This window comes from Pseudarthrobacter sp. S6, assembly GCF_050156575.1.
In the GTDB taxonomy this organism is placed as follows: Bacteria; Actinomycetota; Actinomycetes; order Actinomycetales; family Micrococcaceae; genus Arthrobacter.
In genome coordinates this window covers 890,166-905,152 of record NZ_CP189581.1, presented here as the reverse complement: position 1 = coordinate 905,152, position 14,987 = coordinate 890,166, and the positions used below count along the sequence as shown (strand labels likewise).

Genomic DNA, 14,987 nt, shown 5'->3' with positions numbered 1-14,987 from the left:
CGCCGGGCCGAAAGCAAATTTCTTAGTGAGCTTACTAATCTGGCCGGAGCGTCATAAAAGAATTGGATTCATTTAACCCATTGCGCGAAAGCCGTTCGCCCTCCATACTAAATGAACGTCATTCATTTAGTGACGGTCGTCTCACTGGAAGTAAGCACATGATTGAAATTTCCTGCCTCGACTCACCCACCTCCCTGGCCCGGACAACGCCGTCCCACCGCCCAGCCCTGCGGGTTGGCGTCGTTCAACACCGCTGGCATGCAGACACTGCCGTCCTGCAGGCCGAACTCGATGAAGGAATCGGCCGGGCCGCCCGGCTCGGTGCCAAGGTGGTGTTCCTGCCCGAACTCACCCTCTCCCGCTACCCCGCGGACACCCGCCCCGAAAACGACACTCCCCCGCCCGGAGCGGTACAGCCTGGCGCGGTCCGCCCCAGGCCGTCGGACACCGCAGAAGACCTGCTCACCGGGCCCACCTTCCGGTTTGCCGCCGAATCCGCCCGTCGCCACGGGGTGGCCCTCCACGCCTCGCTGTACCAGCTGGCGGAGAACCCGGACGGCAGCGACGACGGCCTGGGACTGAATACCGCCATCCTTGTGTCGTCCGACGGTGAGCTGCTCGCCCGCACACACAAGCTGCACATTCCGGTGACCGCCGGCTACTACGAAGACAAGTTCTTCCGCCACGGGCCGGCGGCCGCTGACGCCTACGAGATCCACGCGCCGGCAGAACTGGGCGGCGCCCGGCTCGGCATGCCCACCTGCTGGGACGAATGGTTCCCGGAGGTTGCCCGGCTCTACTCCCTCGGTGGCGCAGAGATCCTGGTCTACCCCACGGCGATCGGCTCAGAGCCGGACCACCCGGATTTCGACACCCAGCCGCTGTGGCAGCAGGTGATTGTGGGCAACGGCATCGCCAACGGACTGTTTATGGTGGCGCCGAACCGCTGGGGTGATGAAGGAATACTGAACTTCTACGGTTCCTCCTTCATCTCCGACCCCTACGGCAGGATCCTGGCCCAGGCCCCTCGTGACGCCTCCGCAGTGCTGGTGGCAGACCTCGACCTGGACCAGCGCCAGGACTGGCTCACGCTCTTCCCGTTTCTAGCTACCCGCCGCCCCGATACCTACGGCCCGCTCACCGAACCCGTACGCCACGCCCAGCCGCCCGGCGGGATTTCGCTCCCCACCCGCCCCCTAAGCTCGCAAGCTCGGTCAGGGAACCCTGCGGTCGTGGCCCCAAGCTCAGTCACCGGGCACTCCGGCTCAATCAACCGTCAGAAGGTAACCGCATGAGCACCTGGCGCATGCCCGCCGAAACCGCTCTGCAGGAGCGTCTGTGGATGGCTTTTCCCGCCAGCGGCTACACGCTGGGCGAGACGGAGGAAGACGCCCACGCTGCCCGGTCCATCTGGGCATCGGTGGCCAACGCCGCCGTCGAATTTGAGCCGGTCACCGTGGTGGTGGACCCCGACGACGTCGGCATCGCCGCCCGCTATCTGCATCCGAACGTCGAGGTACTTGCCGCCCCGCTCAACGATGCGTGGATGCGGGACATCGGCCCCACTTTCGTGTTGGACCAGGACGGGCGCCTCGGCGCCGTCGACTGGGTCTTCAACGGCTGGGGCGCCCAGGACTGGGCGCGCTGGGACAAGGACGCGTTGATCGCCGGTGAAGTCTCAGGCCGTGCCGGCGCCACGCATCTCTTGTCTGCGCTGGTCAACGAAGGCGGCGGCATCCAGGTGGACGGTCAGGGAACCGTGCTGGTGACCGAAACCGTTCAGCTGGATCCGGGCCGCAACCCGGGACTCAGCCGCACCGACGTCGAGGCCGAGCTCGCCCGGACCATCGGCGCCACCCATGCGGTCTGGCTCCCCCGCGGACTGGCCAGGGACTCGGAACGGTTCGGCACGCGCGGTCATGTGGACATCGTGGCCGCCATCCCCTCCCCCGGCACGCTGCTGGTGCATTCCCAGCAGGACCCCCGCCACCCGGACTTCCAGGTGAGCCGCGACATCATCAAGCACCTCCGCACCACGAAGGACGCGGCCGGCCGGGAGTGGACCATCATCGAAGTCCCCGCACCGGAGGTGCTCTGGGATGACGAGGGTTTTGTCGACTACAGCTACATCAACCACGTCGTGGTCAACGGCGGGGTCATCGCCTGTACCTTCGCGGACCCCCACGATGACAAGGCGCTGCAGATCCTGACAGAGGCCTACCCCGGCCGGCGTGTGGTCGGCATTGACGCCCGTGAGCTCTTCGCCCGCGGCGGCGGTATCCACTGCATCACCCAACAGCAGCCTGCTGCCTCGTAGAAAGCGCCGGACAATGACCCAAACCATCCGCAATAGCACCCCCGCAGGCCAGCCATCCGGGACCGACACGGCCGGCTCGGCGCACGGCATCACCGCAAAGGGACTGAAGGGCGGGCAGCTGGGCCTCCTCGCCGTCGTCGTTCTTGGCATTTCCACCATCGCGCCGGCCTACACGCTGACCAGCGCCCTCGGCCCCACGGTTAACGAGGCGGGGCTCCAGCTACCCGTCATTTTCCTGATCGGGTTCATCCCCATGATCCTGGTGTCGCTCGCCTACCGGGAACTCAACGCCGATTCCCCGGACAGCGGCACCACGTTCACCTGGGTCACCAAAGCGTTTGGCCCCAGGGTGGGCTGGATGGGCGGCTGGGGACTCCTTGCCGCCAACATCATCGTCCTGTCCAACCTGGCGGGCGTGGCCGTGGACTTCTTCTACCTCTTCCTGTCACAGCTGACGGGTGCGCCTGAACTCGCGGACCTCGCGGCCAATAAGCCGTTGAACGTCCTGACGTGCTTCGTCTTTGTGGCCCTCGCCGTGTGGGTGAGCTACCGAGGCCTGCACAGCACCAAGATCGTCCAGTACGGTCTGGTGGGCTTCCAGCTGCTGGTCCTTGGCCTTTTCGTGGCCATGGCATTCGCCAACTGGTCCACGTCGGAAACGGCCATCCCGTTCAGCTGGGAATGGTTCGACGTCACCAGGATTGAGACCTTCGGCCAGATCGCGGCCGGCATCTCGCTGTCCATCTTCGTGTACTGGGGTTGGGACGTGTGCCTGACGGTGAACGAGGAAACCGCCAACGGCCAGAAGACCGCCGGCCTCGCCGGCACGCTGACCGCCGTCGCTGTCCTGGGCATCTACCTTCTGGTGAGCATCGCCACCATGATGTTCGCCGGCGTTGGGGACACCGGAATCGGCCTGAACAACGCGGAAAACAGCGCAAACGTCTTCACCGCGCTGGCCTCCCCCGTCATGGGACCGTTCGCCATCCTGATGTCCCTCGCGGTGTTGTCCAGCTCCGCAGCCTCGCTGCAGTCGACGTTCACGTCGCCCTCGCGCAGCCTGCTGGCCATGGCGCACTACGGTGCGCTGCCCGCGTCGTTCAGCCACATCAACAGGCGTTTCTCGACGCCGGGCTTCGCAACGGTGACGGCGGGCATCCTGTCCGCCGGGTTCTACGCGGCGATGCACGTGATCAGCGAAAACGTCCTGAACGACACCATCCTGGCCCTCGGCCTGATGATCTGCTTCTACTACGGCCTGACCGCCATCGCCTGCGCCTGGTACTTCCGGAACAGCGTGTTCAGCAGCGTCCGCAACTTCGTGCTGCGGCTCCTGTGCCCCGTGCTGGGCGGCGCCGGATTGTTTGTGGTTTTCCTGCAGACGGCCGTGGACAGCTGGGCGCCGGAGTTCGGCAGCGGCTCCGAGGTCTTCGGCGTCGGGCTGGTGTTTGTCCTGGGCATCGGGATCCTGGCGCTGGGGGCAGTGCTGATGGTGATCATGGCCCGCCTCGCCCCGGGGTTCTTCCGCGGCGAAACCATCCGCCGGGACACCCCTGCGCTGGTAGTGCCTGAGTAGTTGCCCCAACAACAGCACGGCGCCCTGCACGGAAAGTCTCCGAAGCAGGGCGCCGTTTTTTGGTTTTCCTGATCTTGTCTCAACTTCGGTTCAGCAGCGAACCGCCGGTCACCAGAAGTGCGCTACGTCCACCACCATGCGCGACCCGGACCCGGGACCGTCCAGTGTGAACACCCGGAACGGGAGCCGGGCACGTACGCCCAGTCCGATGCTGGTGTAGCCCTCAAAACTCCCCGCGTATGCAACCTGCCGGAAGGTCTGGTATCCCGCCACGTTGGACAGTTCGGCTTTTGCGGCCGGGCTGTACGTGACGTTGCCTGTCTCCACGTCGTAGGAAGGCGCGTTCACAGTCACCTGGAGGAACGCGCTGCCCAGCAGGGGAATACTGAAACCTGAACCGTCCTGGACCACTACGGGAACGTAACGGGCAGTGTAGCCGGCCACAGGGCCGTTGAGATCAACCACCATCCGGTCGAAGCAGTAGTGTTGCCCCGTCCGAACGTTGGTTACTGATGCGGTACTCATCGCCGGGTTTGATTGGGCCAGCGATCCCCATACAAGTCCGCAGTAGGATGTGGTTGCCGAGGCGGGCCCCGGAGCCAGGAAACCCAATCCAACGGTCATCAAAATGACTGTCAGCCACGTGTGAATCTTTTTCATTGTGGGCCACCCTTCGAGTGATTAGGTAGCTCAAGCGTAGGAGCCTCCGGAGCCACTCAACAGGGTTGTTGCCGCTTCGGCGCGGAACCGTTAATCGGCCTTGGTTCCGGTCACGCGGGCGTAATTCTGAAGCACTTAACGGGGCCATCGATACGCTATTAACACCGTTTCTGCACCCTACCGTTATGCATAATAACGACGCCGGCGCGCCTCACCGGAGTGCCGGCGTGGGGCGTTCAGCCTTCGCACTCGATGCAGTACTTCAGGCCATTCTTTTCGCGTGCAACCTGGGACCGGTGGCGGACCAGGAAGCAGGATGAGCAGGTGAACTCATCGGACTGTTCGGGAACCACAATGACGGTCAGCTCTTCGCCGGAGAGATCGGCTCCCGGAAGGTCGATGCCTTCGGCGGTGTCGGTCTCCTCGACGTCGATGACAGCGGTCTGGGCACTGCCGCTGCGGGATGCCTGCAGGGCCTCCAGCGACTCGGCAGAAGCCTCGTCGTCGGTCTTGCGTGGAGCGTCGTAATCGGTAGCCATGGCATGTTCACTTTCGTCGCTGCACGGCACCATTTCAGGCGCCTCAGTGAAGCAGTTTAGGTCATTATGTCGCTTCTTGGGCAATAGTGTGGCCGACCAGACAGATTTGGTTGCTTCGCCCTATGCAGGATTTGTCCAAGGCGCGGCCGGAACCGTATTGGTGCAACCTTGACAGTATCCGGGGGCGAAATCTAAGAAGCGTCGCTTCCGATTCTGCCGTGGCTACCCGGGTGTGGTCCGTCGGGACAGCAAGTCGAGTCCCTGATCACCGGGAGATTGAGCATTGGGTCAGGGAGTCCGGCGCGCCTCAAGTGCGGACTTGAATGCGGAGGCTGAGGTGGCGCTGCTGTTGATGCGCCAGTCGGTTTCCTTCTGGAGATGGAACCAAACGAAGCCCACCACATCGGGCTGGGCGGCAAGATAGGACACAAGCCCAGCGTTCCAGGCAGCCTTGTTGCCGCCTGCCTCGCTGGATGCCGTCTCGCTGATCAGGATGGGAACTCCGGGTGCCAGAGCACGCACCTGGGCTATGCCCGGAGCGAAAAGATCCTGCGGCGATATCCAGCCGCTCCATGAAGCGGAGGTGCCCCAGTTATACCCGTCGAGGGCTACAACATCCGCGTATCCGACACCGGGAAAGAGGCCGGCGAGATCGGTGGAACCGTAGTACGGAACATTCGGGCTCCAGACCCAGGACACGTTGCCGGCGCCGGTGGCAGCGACAACGTCGTGAACATGACGCCAGGCACTTACGTAGTCACCGGCCTGATTGCCGTTGACGCCTTCAGCCCACGGATACCAGTTTCCGTTCATCTCATGGGCGAACCTGAGCTGGACCGGGTGGCCCCAGGCAGCGAGCGCCTGGCCCCACTGCGTGATGTGGGCGTCAAAGTCGCCGGCGGCAATTCGGTCAAGGGAGTATGCCGGCTGTTCTGTTCCACCGCCCCAGGCCCAGGGTTCCCAGGTAATGAGCGGAACGGCACCTCGTGCCCGGACGGAGCTCATTTCGGTGATGGGAGGCGCCTGGAGGAAGTCCTTGTAAAAGAGAATGGTGGACGGGCTTTCGCCGGCCAGTTGCGCCACTTCATCCAGTTCGCCGCTGGCCAGTGGGCCGCCGGCCGTGGCCACCCCGAACCGAAGTGCGGCTGTGCTGATCGGAGGGAGCGTAGCGTCCGGTGCGGTCACTGTGAACACCGACGAGGCCTCGACAGACGAGGTCTTGGCCGTGATGGTCAACGACCCCGTGGCTGCGGACGGGATAGTGATCGACGTGCTGAAGGCACCGGAGGCTGCCGTTTTCATGGGAAAAGTCGTGGCACCGGCGATCACCGAACCCGTGGTGGAGGCTTTGAACCCCGTTCCGCTGACTGTGACGGCGGATCCTGCCGGTCCAGTGGCCGGGCTGAGGGAGATCCGGCCTGTGGCAGGCGCTGCCTGGGCTGCCTGGGCCGGCATCAGTCCCAAAGCCACACCCAGCCCAACCACTGCCGCGATGGATCTCAAGGTTTTGGGCATGGCGATCAGTCCCCCGCAATCGGCAAGGCGGGTGCTAATCCGCCGGTCAGGTGGCGCCTACCGGCACTTTCCTGATCCTAAGGGTTGGACGCCGAAACCAGAGGGGATTTTTCGAATATTTTTGAAAGGAACTCGCCGCTCTTGGCTCCTGCAGGCCGGCCCAACTTGTGATCGAAGATTCGACGAGGCAGCCCAGCCCAGGTCGGGCAGTGGCAACCCAGCCGCTCACGGGCTTGTATTCGAGGCCGGTTCCAGTGCGCTTGCAGATTCATGAGGCGTTGGAGATCCGCGGCGGTCGCGAGCCGTTGGAAGCACGGCCTCAAGTCTGACCCCGCAGGTCAAAGCCACAATCGGAGCCTCCTGTCGGATTCGAACCGACGACCCCCGCTTTACAAGAGCGGTGCTCTGGCCAACTGAGCTAAGGAGGCGCGCCCAACTGGGCGTGCGCCGCAACGGCGCTAGATAAGGTTAGCCCAAGTCCGCCCGCTCGTAAAAACGCCAGCCAGGGCGAACCGGAAGTAAAAGAAAGGACCTGCCGCCGGAATCGATCCGGAGGCAGGTCCCCTGGGTGGAAGGACCTAACCCTTCGCGGTGATCGCTGCCTGCAGGAAGTCCGGGAACGGGGTCTGCGCGCTGGCACCCTTGCCCCACTGCTGGCCGTCTACGAACACGGTGGGCGTGCCGGTGACACCGATCGCGGCGGCCTGCTTGGTTGTGAACTTCACGAACGGACGGTAGGTCTTCTCGTCGATGCAGGTGCCGATGTTCTTGGCCCCGATGTCTGTCGCCATGGTTTTAAGCTTGTCGTCAGAAAGTCCGGCGCTGCCTTCGGCAGGCTGGTTGGCGAACAGCGAGTCCACAAACTCCGCGTACTTTTCCGGGGAGTCATTCACTACGCACGCGGCGGCGTTGGCTGCACGGGAGGAGTAGTTCGTGGAGGACCGGTTGTCCAGGAACCCGAGCGCCCGGTATTCCACCGTGATCTTGCCCTCGTTGCGTAGCGTCGTCAGCTGCTCGTTGTACTGTGTCTCGAAGTTCTTGCAAACCGGGCAGATGAAGTCAACGTACAGGACCACCTTGACCGGCTTTCCGGCCTCAGCTTCGGCGCCCGGAGCCACAACCGACGCCGGCGCGGTTTTCGGGGGCTCCCCCACGGAGGCTGCGTCAACGGCGGCCGGTTCCAGCTTCGCGACGTCGGTATTTGCCAGCAAGGTGACGCCACCGTAGGCGTTACCATTCGCGGGCGACGGCCCTTGGTCAGCGATGGGGGCGTTCTGCCGCATCGTTGTGGTCACCACCAGACCCACCACCACAAGGATGGCCACCACGGCCACCACAATGCCCCAGCCGATCAGCAGTTTTTTGCGCTTGTCCTTCTTCAGCTGCGCCTCACGGATCAGGCGTGCCTTCTCGCGCGCCTCCGAGGTTCGTTCAGCCTTGGACTTGCGTATTTCATTTGCGGGGCTCATGTGTTCCTTGGGTCGATCGACATAGGGGGACCACTCTGTGGCGACTCCACCATTTTAGGGGACAAACCTGAGAGCTTGCGCTTTCAAGTATTCAGCCCGAATAAGCGACGGACGAATAGCCCCGAAGATTCCATCCTATTAAGGTGGTTTAAAGGCACAAGCAACCCCAGGGGGCCGCAATGCAAACACCCGTCCAAGAAAAACCAACAGCTGTACCTGCCACCGGCGCCGCCGCGAGCAGCCACAGCACAGTCGCCACATACGATTTTATGGTTGTCTCCAACAGGCTGCCGGTTGACCGCTGCGCGCCAGGCGAGAGCGGCGACGACGGCTCCGGCTGGCGCCGATCCCCCGGCGGCCTGGTGACCGCCCTCGCACCCATGATGACCAAGACCGACGGCGCGTGGGTGGGCTGGCACGGCGCCCCGGACGAAACCGTCGAGCCCTTCAGCCACGGCGGCATGGATCTGGTCCCCGTCCAGCTGAGCAACGAGGACGTCGAGCTCTACTATGAGGGTTTCTCCAATGCCACCTTGTGGCCCCTCTACCACGACGTCATCGCCCCGCCGGAGTTCCACCGGACCTGGTGGGACGCCTACCGCAAGGTCAACCAAAGGTTCGCCGACGCCGTCGTGCGCCATGCAGGCCAGGGCGCCACGGTGTGGGTCCAGGACTACCAGCTGCAGCTGGTGCCGCGGCTGCTGCGCCAGGCGCGGCCGGACCTGCGGATCGGGTTCTTCAACCACATCCCCTTCCCCCCGCCGGAGATTTTCGCGCAGCTGCCGTGGCGGCGTGCCATCATCGACGGCCTGATGGGCGCGGACCTGGTGGGCTTCCAGCGCCCCAGCGACGCCGGCAACTTCATGCGCTCCGCCCGCCGGTTCCTGGGCGCCAGCGTCAAGCAGCAGCAGGTGCACGTGAAGGGTAAGGACGGCGAAATCACGCACATCGCCAGGGCCCAGGCCTTCCCCATCTCCATCGACGTGGCCCAGATCAGCGAACTGGCCCACAACCCCGAAATCATCGAGCGTGCACGCCAGATCCGCCAGGACCTCGGCAACCCAAAGACCGTCCTCCTGGGCGTAGACCGGCTCGATTACACTAAGGGGATCCGGCACCGGCTCAAGGCCTTTGAGGAACTCCTGAACGAAGGCAAGCTGACGGTCGGCGACGCAACGCTGATCCAGGTAGCCAGCCCCAGCCGTGAACGGGTGGAGCAGTACCGCCTCCTGCGCGAGGAAATCGAAGGTACCGTCGGCCACATCAACGGCACCTATGACACCTTCCAGAACACGGCCGTCCGCTACCTGCACCATAGCTACCCCGTGGAGGAGATGGTGGCGCTGTACCTCGCTGCCGACGTCATGCTCGTGACGGCATTGCGGGACGGCATGAACCTCGTGGCCAAGGAATACGTCACCGCCCGCAAGGACAACGACGGCGCCCTGGTCCTCAGTGAGTTCGCCGGCGCCGCTGACCAGCTTAAGCAGGCGCTGCTGATGAACCCGCACGATATCGACGGCCTCAAGGACACCATCATGCGGGCCGTCGATTTGCCTCCCAAAGACGCCGCGCGCCGTATGCGCTCCATGCGCAAGCAGATCCTGGAGCACGACGTCGACCATTGGTCAGCTGACTTCCTGGCCGCCCTGAACGAGAAAGTTGTGCGAGATGACTCCTGACGCCCGGCCCGCCAAAGGCCCGCTCACCTTGTCCCCCGAACTGCGTCAGGCCGCCCGGCGGATCGCCCGGACGGAACACCTGCTGGTGGCCATGGACTTTGACGGCACCATCTCCCCGCTGGTTGACCGCGCCGACGACGCCCGCCCGCTTCCCCGCTCGGCCGCCGCTTTCGCCGGGCTCGCCGCCCTTCCACGCACGACGACGGCACTCATCTCGGGACGGGCCCTCGCCAGCCTGCGCGCGGCAGCCTCGCCCCCGGTGGACACGCTGCTGATCGGCAGCCATGGCGCCGAGGCGTGGCTGGGCCCCGGCTCCACGGAGCTGACACTGGACGAAGCCCAGCGCTTGCTGCTGGCCGAAGTCCGCAGCGTCCTCGAAGAGATCGTTGAGCAGGCGCCGGGCACGCTGCTCGAAGACAAGCCCGCAGGCGTGGTCCTGCACACCCGGCTGGCGACTGACGATGTCGCCGAGGACGCGGTGGCTGCTGCCCGTTCCGTTCTCCAGGACCGCAAGGGCGTTTTCCTGAAGAACGGCAAACGCGTCCTGGAAACGTCGGTAGTCAACGCCTCCAAGGGCGAGGGCCTGACGTTCCTGCGCCAGATCACCGGGGCCACTGCAGTCCTCTTCGCCGGCGACGACGTCACGGACGAGGACGCCCTGGCCCGGCTGGAATCCGGCGATGTGGGCGTCAAGGTGGGCCTGGACTTCACCCAGGCCCAGTTCCGGGTGGAAGCGCCGGCCCACGTCGCGGAACTGCTTGAAGCACTCCTGCAGGAACGGAGCCTGGTCGTGGCTGAAGAAGAGCCCGGCACTGCCTGAACCTCGGGGACATGTCCAACCTCACATGTGACCTCCGTAACATTTGCACCAATACGCCATTCGTCTGACATACTCTTGGTTGTGATGTGGCGCACAGGAACCGTGCGGCGTCACGTGATACTCCTCGGCTTCGGCCGGGGAGTACACGGCTGCAATGCCGTGGATAACTGAATTACATGAACCATTCACAACGGATCGTCCGGCACGTACCTGCCGGTGAAGGGATTGATAACTGTGGCTACAGTTACTTTTGATAACGCTACGCGTCTGTACCCGGGCACAGAGAAGCCCGCTGTTGACAAGCTCAACATTGAAATCGCCGATGGCGAATTTCTGGTCCTCGTAGGACCCTCCGGTTGCGGTAAGTCCACCTCCCTGCGCATGCTCGCAGGCCTTGAGGACGTCAACGCCGGCCGGATTCTTATCGGCGACCGCGACGTCACCGACGTTCCGCCAAAGGACCGCGACATCGCAATGGTTTTCCAGAACTACGCACTGTACCCGCACATGACGGTTGCAGACAACATGGGCTTCGCGCTAAAGATCGCCGGCGTTTCCAAGGAAGAGCGCGCCGAGCGAGTCCGTGAAGCCGCCAAGCTTCTTGACCTCGAGCCCTACCTGGACCGCAAACCGAAGGCACTCTCCGGTGGCCAGCGCCAGCGCGTTGCCATGGGCCGCGCCATTGTGCGTAACCCGCAGGTCTTCCTCATGGATGAGCCGCTTTCCAACCTCGACGCCAAGCTCCGTGTCCAGACGCGTACACAGATCGCATCCCTAACCCGCCGCCTCGGCGTCACCACCGTCTACGTCACCCACGACCAGGTCGAGGCCATGACCATGGGTGACCGCGTGGCTGTGCTGAAGGACGGCCTGCTGATGCAGGTTGACACCCCGCGCAACCTCTACGACAAGCCCAAGAACGTCTTTGTTGCCGGCTTCATCGGCTCGCCCGCCATGAACCTGCTCGAACTGCCCGTGGTCGACGGCGGCGTCCAGTTCGGCGGAACGGTTTACCCCGTGCCGCGCAACATCCTCGAAGAGGCCCACGGCAGCACCGTCACCTTGGGCAGCCGCCCCGAGGACCTCGAGCAGGCCCCGCAGGGCGAAGGCCTCCAGGTCGAGGTCGACGTCGTAGAAGAACTCGGTGCCGACGCTTACATCTACGGCCACACCACGCTGGACGGCAAGGACCACGACATCGTGGCACGCGTCGACGGTCGCCGCCCCCCGATGAAGGGCGAGACCATCTACTTCCGTCCGCAGTCGGGCCACGTACACCTGTTCGACACCAAGACCGGTCTGCGCCTGGGCGACTAATCCCGGTTGCGGAGCCTGAATCCGGTGGTTGCACCTGCTGTCACCACCTGATCGGCCCCGCTCTGCACCAACCGACGGCGGCCCCTCCTTACCGGACGGGCCGCCGTCGTGGTTTAAGCGTGGCTTTCCTGACTTTGTTTAGGCACCCCGCCCCTACGTACGGAAGAATTGGCACATGACCGAGGAAAGCAGCGCCCAATGGCACGACGAACCCACCGACTACGGCCAGATCGGCAAACTCCCTCGGTTTGAAGCTGCCAGCGCCAACGACGCCAAGAGTTCCAGCGTTTCCAGTAACCTGAACATCACGGCCGCCGCGGCTGACCCGGAGCTCCTGGACCTGCCGTGGCACATCGCCCTGGAGGACTGGCCGGCTGAGAACCTGGCAGCGCTGCCACGCGGCATTTCGCGGCACATCGTGCGTTTCGCCCACCTGGGCGGCTCCGTCATCGCCATCAAGGAAACATCGGAGCATGTGGCCCGCCACGAGTACCATATGCTCCGGAAGCTGGCCCGCCTGGATGTCCCGTGTGTTGTACCGGTGGCAGTCATCACGGGCCGGACCACCCTGGATGGGCGGCCACTGAACCCCGTGCTGGTTACCCGCCACCTGAAGTTCTCCATGCCGTACCGGGCCCTGTTCTCGCAGATGCTGCGCAAAGACACCCTGACAAGGCTCATCGATGCCCAGGCTTTGCTCATGGTCCGGCTGCACCTCATCGGCTTTTATTGGGGGGACGTCTCGCTCTCCAACACGCTCTTCCGCCGCGATGCGGGCGCCTTCGCAGCCTACTTAGTTGATGCCGAAACCGGCGAGCTGTATCCAGATCTCTCCACCGGCCAGCGGGAGTACGATCTCGAGATTGCCCGGGTCAACATCGCCGGTGAGCTGATGGATCTACTGGATGGCGGCCTGATCGAAGAGAAGGTGGACCCTGTGGCCACCAGCGAACTCATCATGGAAAGCTACCGGCGTCTCTGGACGGAACTGACGGAGAAGGAATCTTTTGAACTCGGCGAACGGTGGCGTGTGGGCGCCCGTATCCGCAGGCTCAACGAGTTGGGCTTCGACGTCGAGGAATACGCCATCAAGACCACCCAGAACGGTTCCACCATCCAGCTCCAGCCCAAGGTGGTGGACGCCGGCCATCACCAGCGCCGGTTGCTGCGGCTGACCGGGCTCGACGCCCAGGAAAACCAGGCCCGGCGCCTGCTCAATGACATGGATTCCTTCCGGGCGGACAACAACCCGGGGATGGACGAGGAATACAGCGCGCACCTCTGGGTCAGCCAGGTCTTCGAGCCGATCGTGCGGTCGATCCCGCGCGACCTGTCCCGCAAGCTTGAGCCGGCGGAGGCAGTCCACGAGGTGCTGGAACACCGTTGGTATATGTCAGAGGAGCAGGCCCGCCACATTCCTCTCGCCGAGGCTGTGCAGTCCTATATAGAGTCCGTCCTGCGCCACCGCAGGGACGAGGCCGCCATCATGCTCAACCCGGACACGGCGATGCTCAAGATCCTCGACGTCGAAACCGAGGAATCCCGTTATGGTGCCGACGAATCCATCGAAGATTACCCGGACGTCGACGACTGACGTGCCCCGGGGCCGGCGCCGGTGGCAGCACCGTTGTGTTAACACGACCCTGCTTGTTGGTGGAGCACCAGTCGCTAAATGGCCTTTCCCGGGTTCAAGATCCCCGCCGGGTCAAAGAGCTCCTTGATCCTGCGCTGGAGCTCCCGGACGGGTTCCGGTTGTTCCAGGCCCAGCCAGCGCAGTTTGTACTGCCCGATCCCGTGCTCCCCGGTGATGGTGCCGCCCATTTCGAGCGCAGCTTCGATAGAGGCATCCAGGGCTAAGTTCAGCCGCCTCATGGCGTCAGCGTCCACCGCATGGCCCTGCCTGTCAATCCAGAAGGTGGGGTGCAGGTTGCCGTCGCCGGCGTGCGCCACCACCTTCAGGCTCACGCCGTGCGTTGCCGCGAGGTCTTCCAACGCGGCCACGTAATCCACCAGGCGCGAGCGCGGCACGGCCACGTCCTCGCCGACGCGGTATTCGTCATCCACTTCCACACCCCGGCTGTTCCGGCGCAGCTCCACGAGTTGCTCGGCTTCCGCCGTGGATTCTGTGCTCACTATTGCCCCGCTGGCGGCGAGGACGGAACGCACGACGTCGGCCTCCGCGGCTGCCCCGAACCCGTCAGTCTGAATCAGGAGCAGCGAACGGCCGCGTGAACTCAGGTCGGAGCCGTGGAGGTCATCCAGCTGGGCCAGTGTGCCGCCGTCGAGCAGTTCCATGATGGCCGGCTGCACCCGGGCCCGCCCCACCGCCAGGACGCCGGCAGCGGCCTGCCGGAAGTCCGGGTAGAACGCGGCGATGGTGCGCACGTCACGGGACAGGTACTTGAGCCGGACGGTCGCCCCCACCACGATCCCCAAGGTGCCCTCCGAACCGACAAACAGCCCCGTCAGGTCGTAACCCGCAACGCCTTTGAACGTCTGGTGGCCGGTGCGGATGAGGGACCCGTCAGCCAGCACCACCTCCAGCGCCAGCACCGAGTCCCGGGTAACCCCGTACTTGGCGCAGCGCAATCCGCCGGCATTCGTGGCAACGTTGCCGCCGATCGTGGAGGAACGAAAGCTCGCCGGATCCGGCGCGTACATCAGGCCATGCTCTGCTGCCGCCTCGTTGAGAGCCGCATTGACCACTCCTGGCTCGACGACGGCGGTCTCGTCGTCGGGGTTCAGGTCAAGAATGCGGTTCATCTGTTCCAGGGACAGGACTACACAGTTCCTGCTCGCGTGCGCGCCGCCGGAAACTCCTGTTCCTGCTCCGCGGGCAACAACGGTGACGTTGTGGGCCGCACACAGCCTGACCGCAGCCTGTACGTCCGTGACAGACCTGGCAAAGACCACCGCTTCGGGCAGCTGGAAATCCAGGACGGGGGCCTGGTCCACGGCATACCTCGCGAGCAGTTCACCCTCGGTACTGACCTGCCCTGCGCCGAGGGCGCCCACCAGCTCTTCAACCAAGCCACCCACGCGGCCTCCCCGTTCCTTGTCGTTGTTGTCGTTGCGCTTCTGCACAGTCTAGG

General features: G+C 64.2%; 12 protein-coding genes and 1 tRNA gene. 7 read left to right on the top strand and 6 right to left on the bottom strand.

From position 1 onward, the window contains the following. The first annotated feature begins 158 nt into the window (after positions 1 to 158). From ACQCS0_RS04445 to ACQCS0_RS04435, 3 genes are read left to right on the top strand one after another with little or no spacing between them, the layout of a single operon-like run. Positions 159 to 1,295 carry a nitrilase-related carbon-nitrogen hydrolase gene (locus tag ACQCS0_RS04445; protein ID WP_354155819.1) on the top strand — a complete coding sequence of 379 codons (1,137 nt, stop codon included), beginning with the start codon at positions 159 to 161 and terminating at the stop codon, positions 1,293 to 1,295. Continuing rightward, positions 1,292 to 2,317 (top strand): agmatine deiminase family protein, encoded by a 1,026-nt coding sequence (locus ACQCS0_RS04440; RefSeq protein ID WP_354155820.1) that lies wholly within the window; start codon positions 1,292 to 1,294, stop codon positions 2,315 to 2,317. The genes ACQCS0_RS04445 and ACQCS0_RS04440 overlap by 4 nt, the downstream gene beginning before the upstream one ends. 13 nt (positions 2,318 to 2,330) lie before the next feature. Then, on the top strand, positions 2,331 to 3,893 hold the full coding sequence (locus tag ACQCS0_RS04435) for an APC family permease (protein ID WP_354155821.1): 1,563 nt from the start codon (positions 2,331 to 2,333) through the stop codon (positions 3,891 to 3,893). Between the two features lie 108 nt (positions 3,894 to 4,001). Here ACQCS0_RS04435 and ACQCS0_RS04430 read toward each other — a convergent pair whose 3' ends face one another. The 5 genes from ACQCS0_RS04430 to ACQCS0_RS04410 all read right to left on the bottom strand — a co-directional run bounded on the left by ACQCS0_RS04430 (position 4,002) and on the right by ACQCS0_RS04410 (position 8,076). Continuing rightward, positions 4,002 to 4,553 (bottom strand): AMIN-like domain-containing (lipo)protein, encoded by a 552-nt coding sequence (locus tag ACQCS0_RS04430; RefSeq protein ID WP_354155822.1) that lies wholly within the window; start codon positions 4,551 to 4,553, stop codon positions 4,002 to 4,004. A gap of 236 nt (positions 4,554 to 4,789) precedes the next feature. After that, entirely contained in the window at positions 4,790 to 5,092 is a 303-nt protein-coding gene (locus tag ACQCS0_RS04425; RefSeq protein ID WP_248762310.1) for a DUF4193 domain-containing protein, read from the bottom strand. Between the two features lie 288 nt (positions 5,093 to 5,380). Then, positions 5,381 to 6,607, bottom strand: coding sequence for a glycosyl hydrolase (locus ACQCS0_RS04420; protein WP_354155823.1), 1,227 nt, complete (start codon positions 6,605 to 6,607; stop codon positions 5,381 to 5,383). Positions 6,608 to 6,961: 354 nt separating this feature from the next. Beyond that, positions 6,962 to 7,035, bottom strand: a tRNA-Thr gene (locus ACQCS0_RS04415). A 150-nt stretch (positions 7,036 to 7,185) separates the two neighbouring features. Then, complete coding sequence (locus ACQCS0_RS04410; RefSeq protein WP_354155824.1) at positions 7,186 to 8,076, bottom strand: thioredoxin domain-containing protein; 891 nt, start codon at positions 8,074 to 8,076, stop codon at positions 7,186 to 7,188. 179 nt (positions 8,077 to 8,255) lie between these two features. Here ACQCS0_RS04410 and ACQCS0_RS04405 point away from each other — a divergent pair, with 179 nt between their 5' ends. From ACQCS0_RS04405 to ACQCS0_RS04390, 4 genes are all read left to right on the top strand, one after another. Next, positions 8,256 to 9,758 carry a trehalose-6-phosphate synthase gene (locus tag ACQCS0_RS04405; RefSeq protein ID WP_354155825.1) on the top strand — a complete coding sequence of 501 codons (1,503 nt, stop codon included), beginning with the start codon at positions 8,256 to 8,258 and terminating at the stop codon, positions 9,756 to 9,758. Then, the gene (gene otsB, locus ACQCS0_RS04400) at positions 9,748 to 10,578 is read left to right on the top strand and encodes a trehalose-phosphatase (RefSeq protein WP_354155826.1); all 831 of its coding nucleotides are present in this window, start codon (positions 9,748 to 9,750) and stop codon (positions 10,576 to 10,578) included. Before ACQCS0_RS04405 ends, otsB begins: the two co-directional genes overlap by 11 nt. A gap of 234 nt (positions 10,579 to 10,812) precedes the next feature. After that, the gene (locus ACQCS0_RS04395; protein WP_354155827.1) at positions 10,813 to 11,895 is read left to right on the top strand and encodes a sn-glycerol-3-phosphate ABC transporter ATP-binding protein UgpC; all 1,083 of its coding nucleotides are present in this window, start codon (positions 10,813 to 10,815) and stop codon (positions 11,893 to 11,895) included. A gap of 175 nt (positions 11,896 to 12,070) precedes the next feature. Beyond that, positions 12,071 to 13,489 (top strand): DUF4032 domain-containing protein, encoded by a 1,419-nt coding sequence (locus ACQCS0_RS04390; RefSeq protein ID WP_354155828.1) that lies wholly within the window; start codon positions 12,071 to 12,073, stop codon positions 13,487 to 13,489. A gap of 74 nt (positions 13,490 to 13,563) precedes the next feature. On the opposite strand, the gene ACQCS0_RS04385 is transcribed toward ACQCS0_RS04390, so the two are convergent. Beyond that, positions 13,564 to 14,934 carry an FAD-linked oxidase C-terminal domain-containing protein gene (locus ACQCS0_RS04385; RefSeq protein WP_354155835.1) on the bottom strand — a complete coding sequence of 457 codons (1,371 nt, stop codon included), beginning with the start codon at positions 14,932 to 14,934 and terminating at the stop codon, positions 13,564 to 13,566. Positions 14,935 to 14,987: the final 53 nt, after the last annotated feature.

What these genes read in the sequence shown, in the direction of transcription:
- ACQCS0_RS04445 (WP_354155819.1), top strand. Translation starts at nt 159, where the DNA reads ATGATTGAAATTTCCTGCCTCGACTCACCCACCTCCCTGGCCCGGACA.
- ACQCS0_RS04440 (WP_354155820.1), top strand. Translation starts at nt 1,292, where the DNA reads ATGAGCACCTGGCGCATGCCCGCCGAAACCGCTCTGCAGGAGCGTCTG.
- ACQCS0_RS04435 (WP_354155821.1), top strand. Translation starts at nt 2,331, where the DNA reads ATGACCCAAACCATCCGCAATAGCACCCCCGCAGGCCAGCCATCCGGG.
- ACQCS0_RS04430 (WP_354155822.1), bottom strand. Translation starts at nt 4,553, where the DNA reads ATGAAAAAGATTCACACGTGGCTGACAGTCATTTTGATGACCGTTGGA.
- ACQCS0_RS04425 (WP_248762310.1), bottom strand. Translation starts at nt 5,092, where the DNA reads ATGGCTACCGATTACGACGCTCCACGCAAGACCGACGACGAGGCTTCT.
- ACQCS0_RS04420 (WP_354155823.1), bottom strand. Translation starts at nt 6,607, where the DNA reads ATGCCCAAAACCTTGAGATCCATCGCGGCAGTGGTTGGGCTGGGTGTG.
- ACQCS0_RS04410 (WP_354155824.1), bottom strand. Translation starts at nt 8,076, where the DNA reads ATGAGCCCCGCAAATGAAATACGCAAGTCCAAGGCTGAACGAACCTCG.
- ACQCS0_RS04405 (WP_354155825.1), top strand. Translation starts at nt 8,256, where the DNA reads ATGCAAACACCCGTCCAAGAAAAACCAACAGCTGTACCTGCCACCGGC.
- otsB (WP_354155826.1), top strand. Translation starts at nt 9,748, where the DNA reads ATGACTCCTGACGCCCGGCCCGCCAAAGGCCCGCTCACCTTGTCCCCC.
- ACQCS0_RS04390 (WP_354155828.1), top strand. Translation starts at nt 12,071, where the DNA reads ATGACCGAGGAAAGCAGCGCCCAATGGCACGACGAACCCACCGACTAC.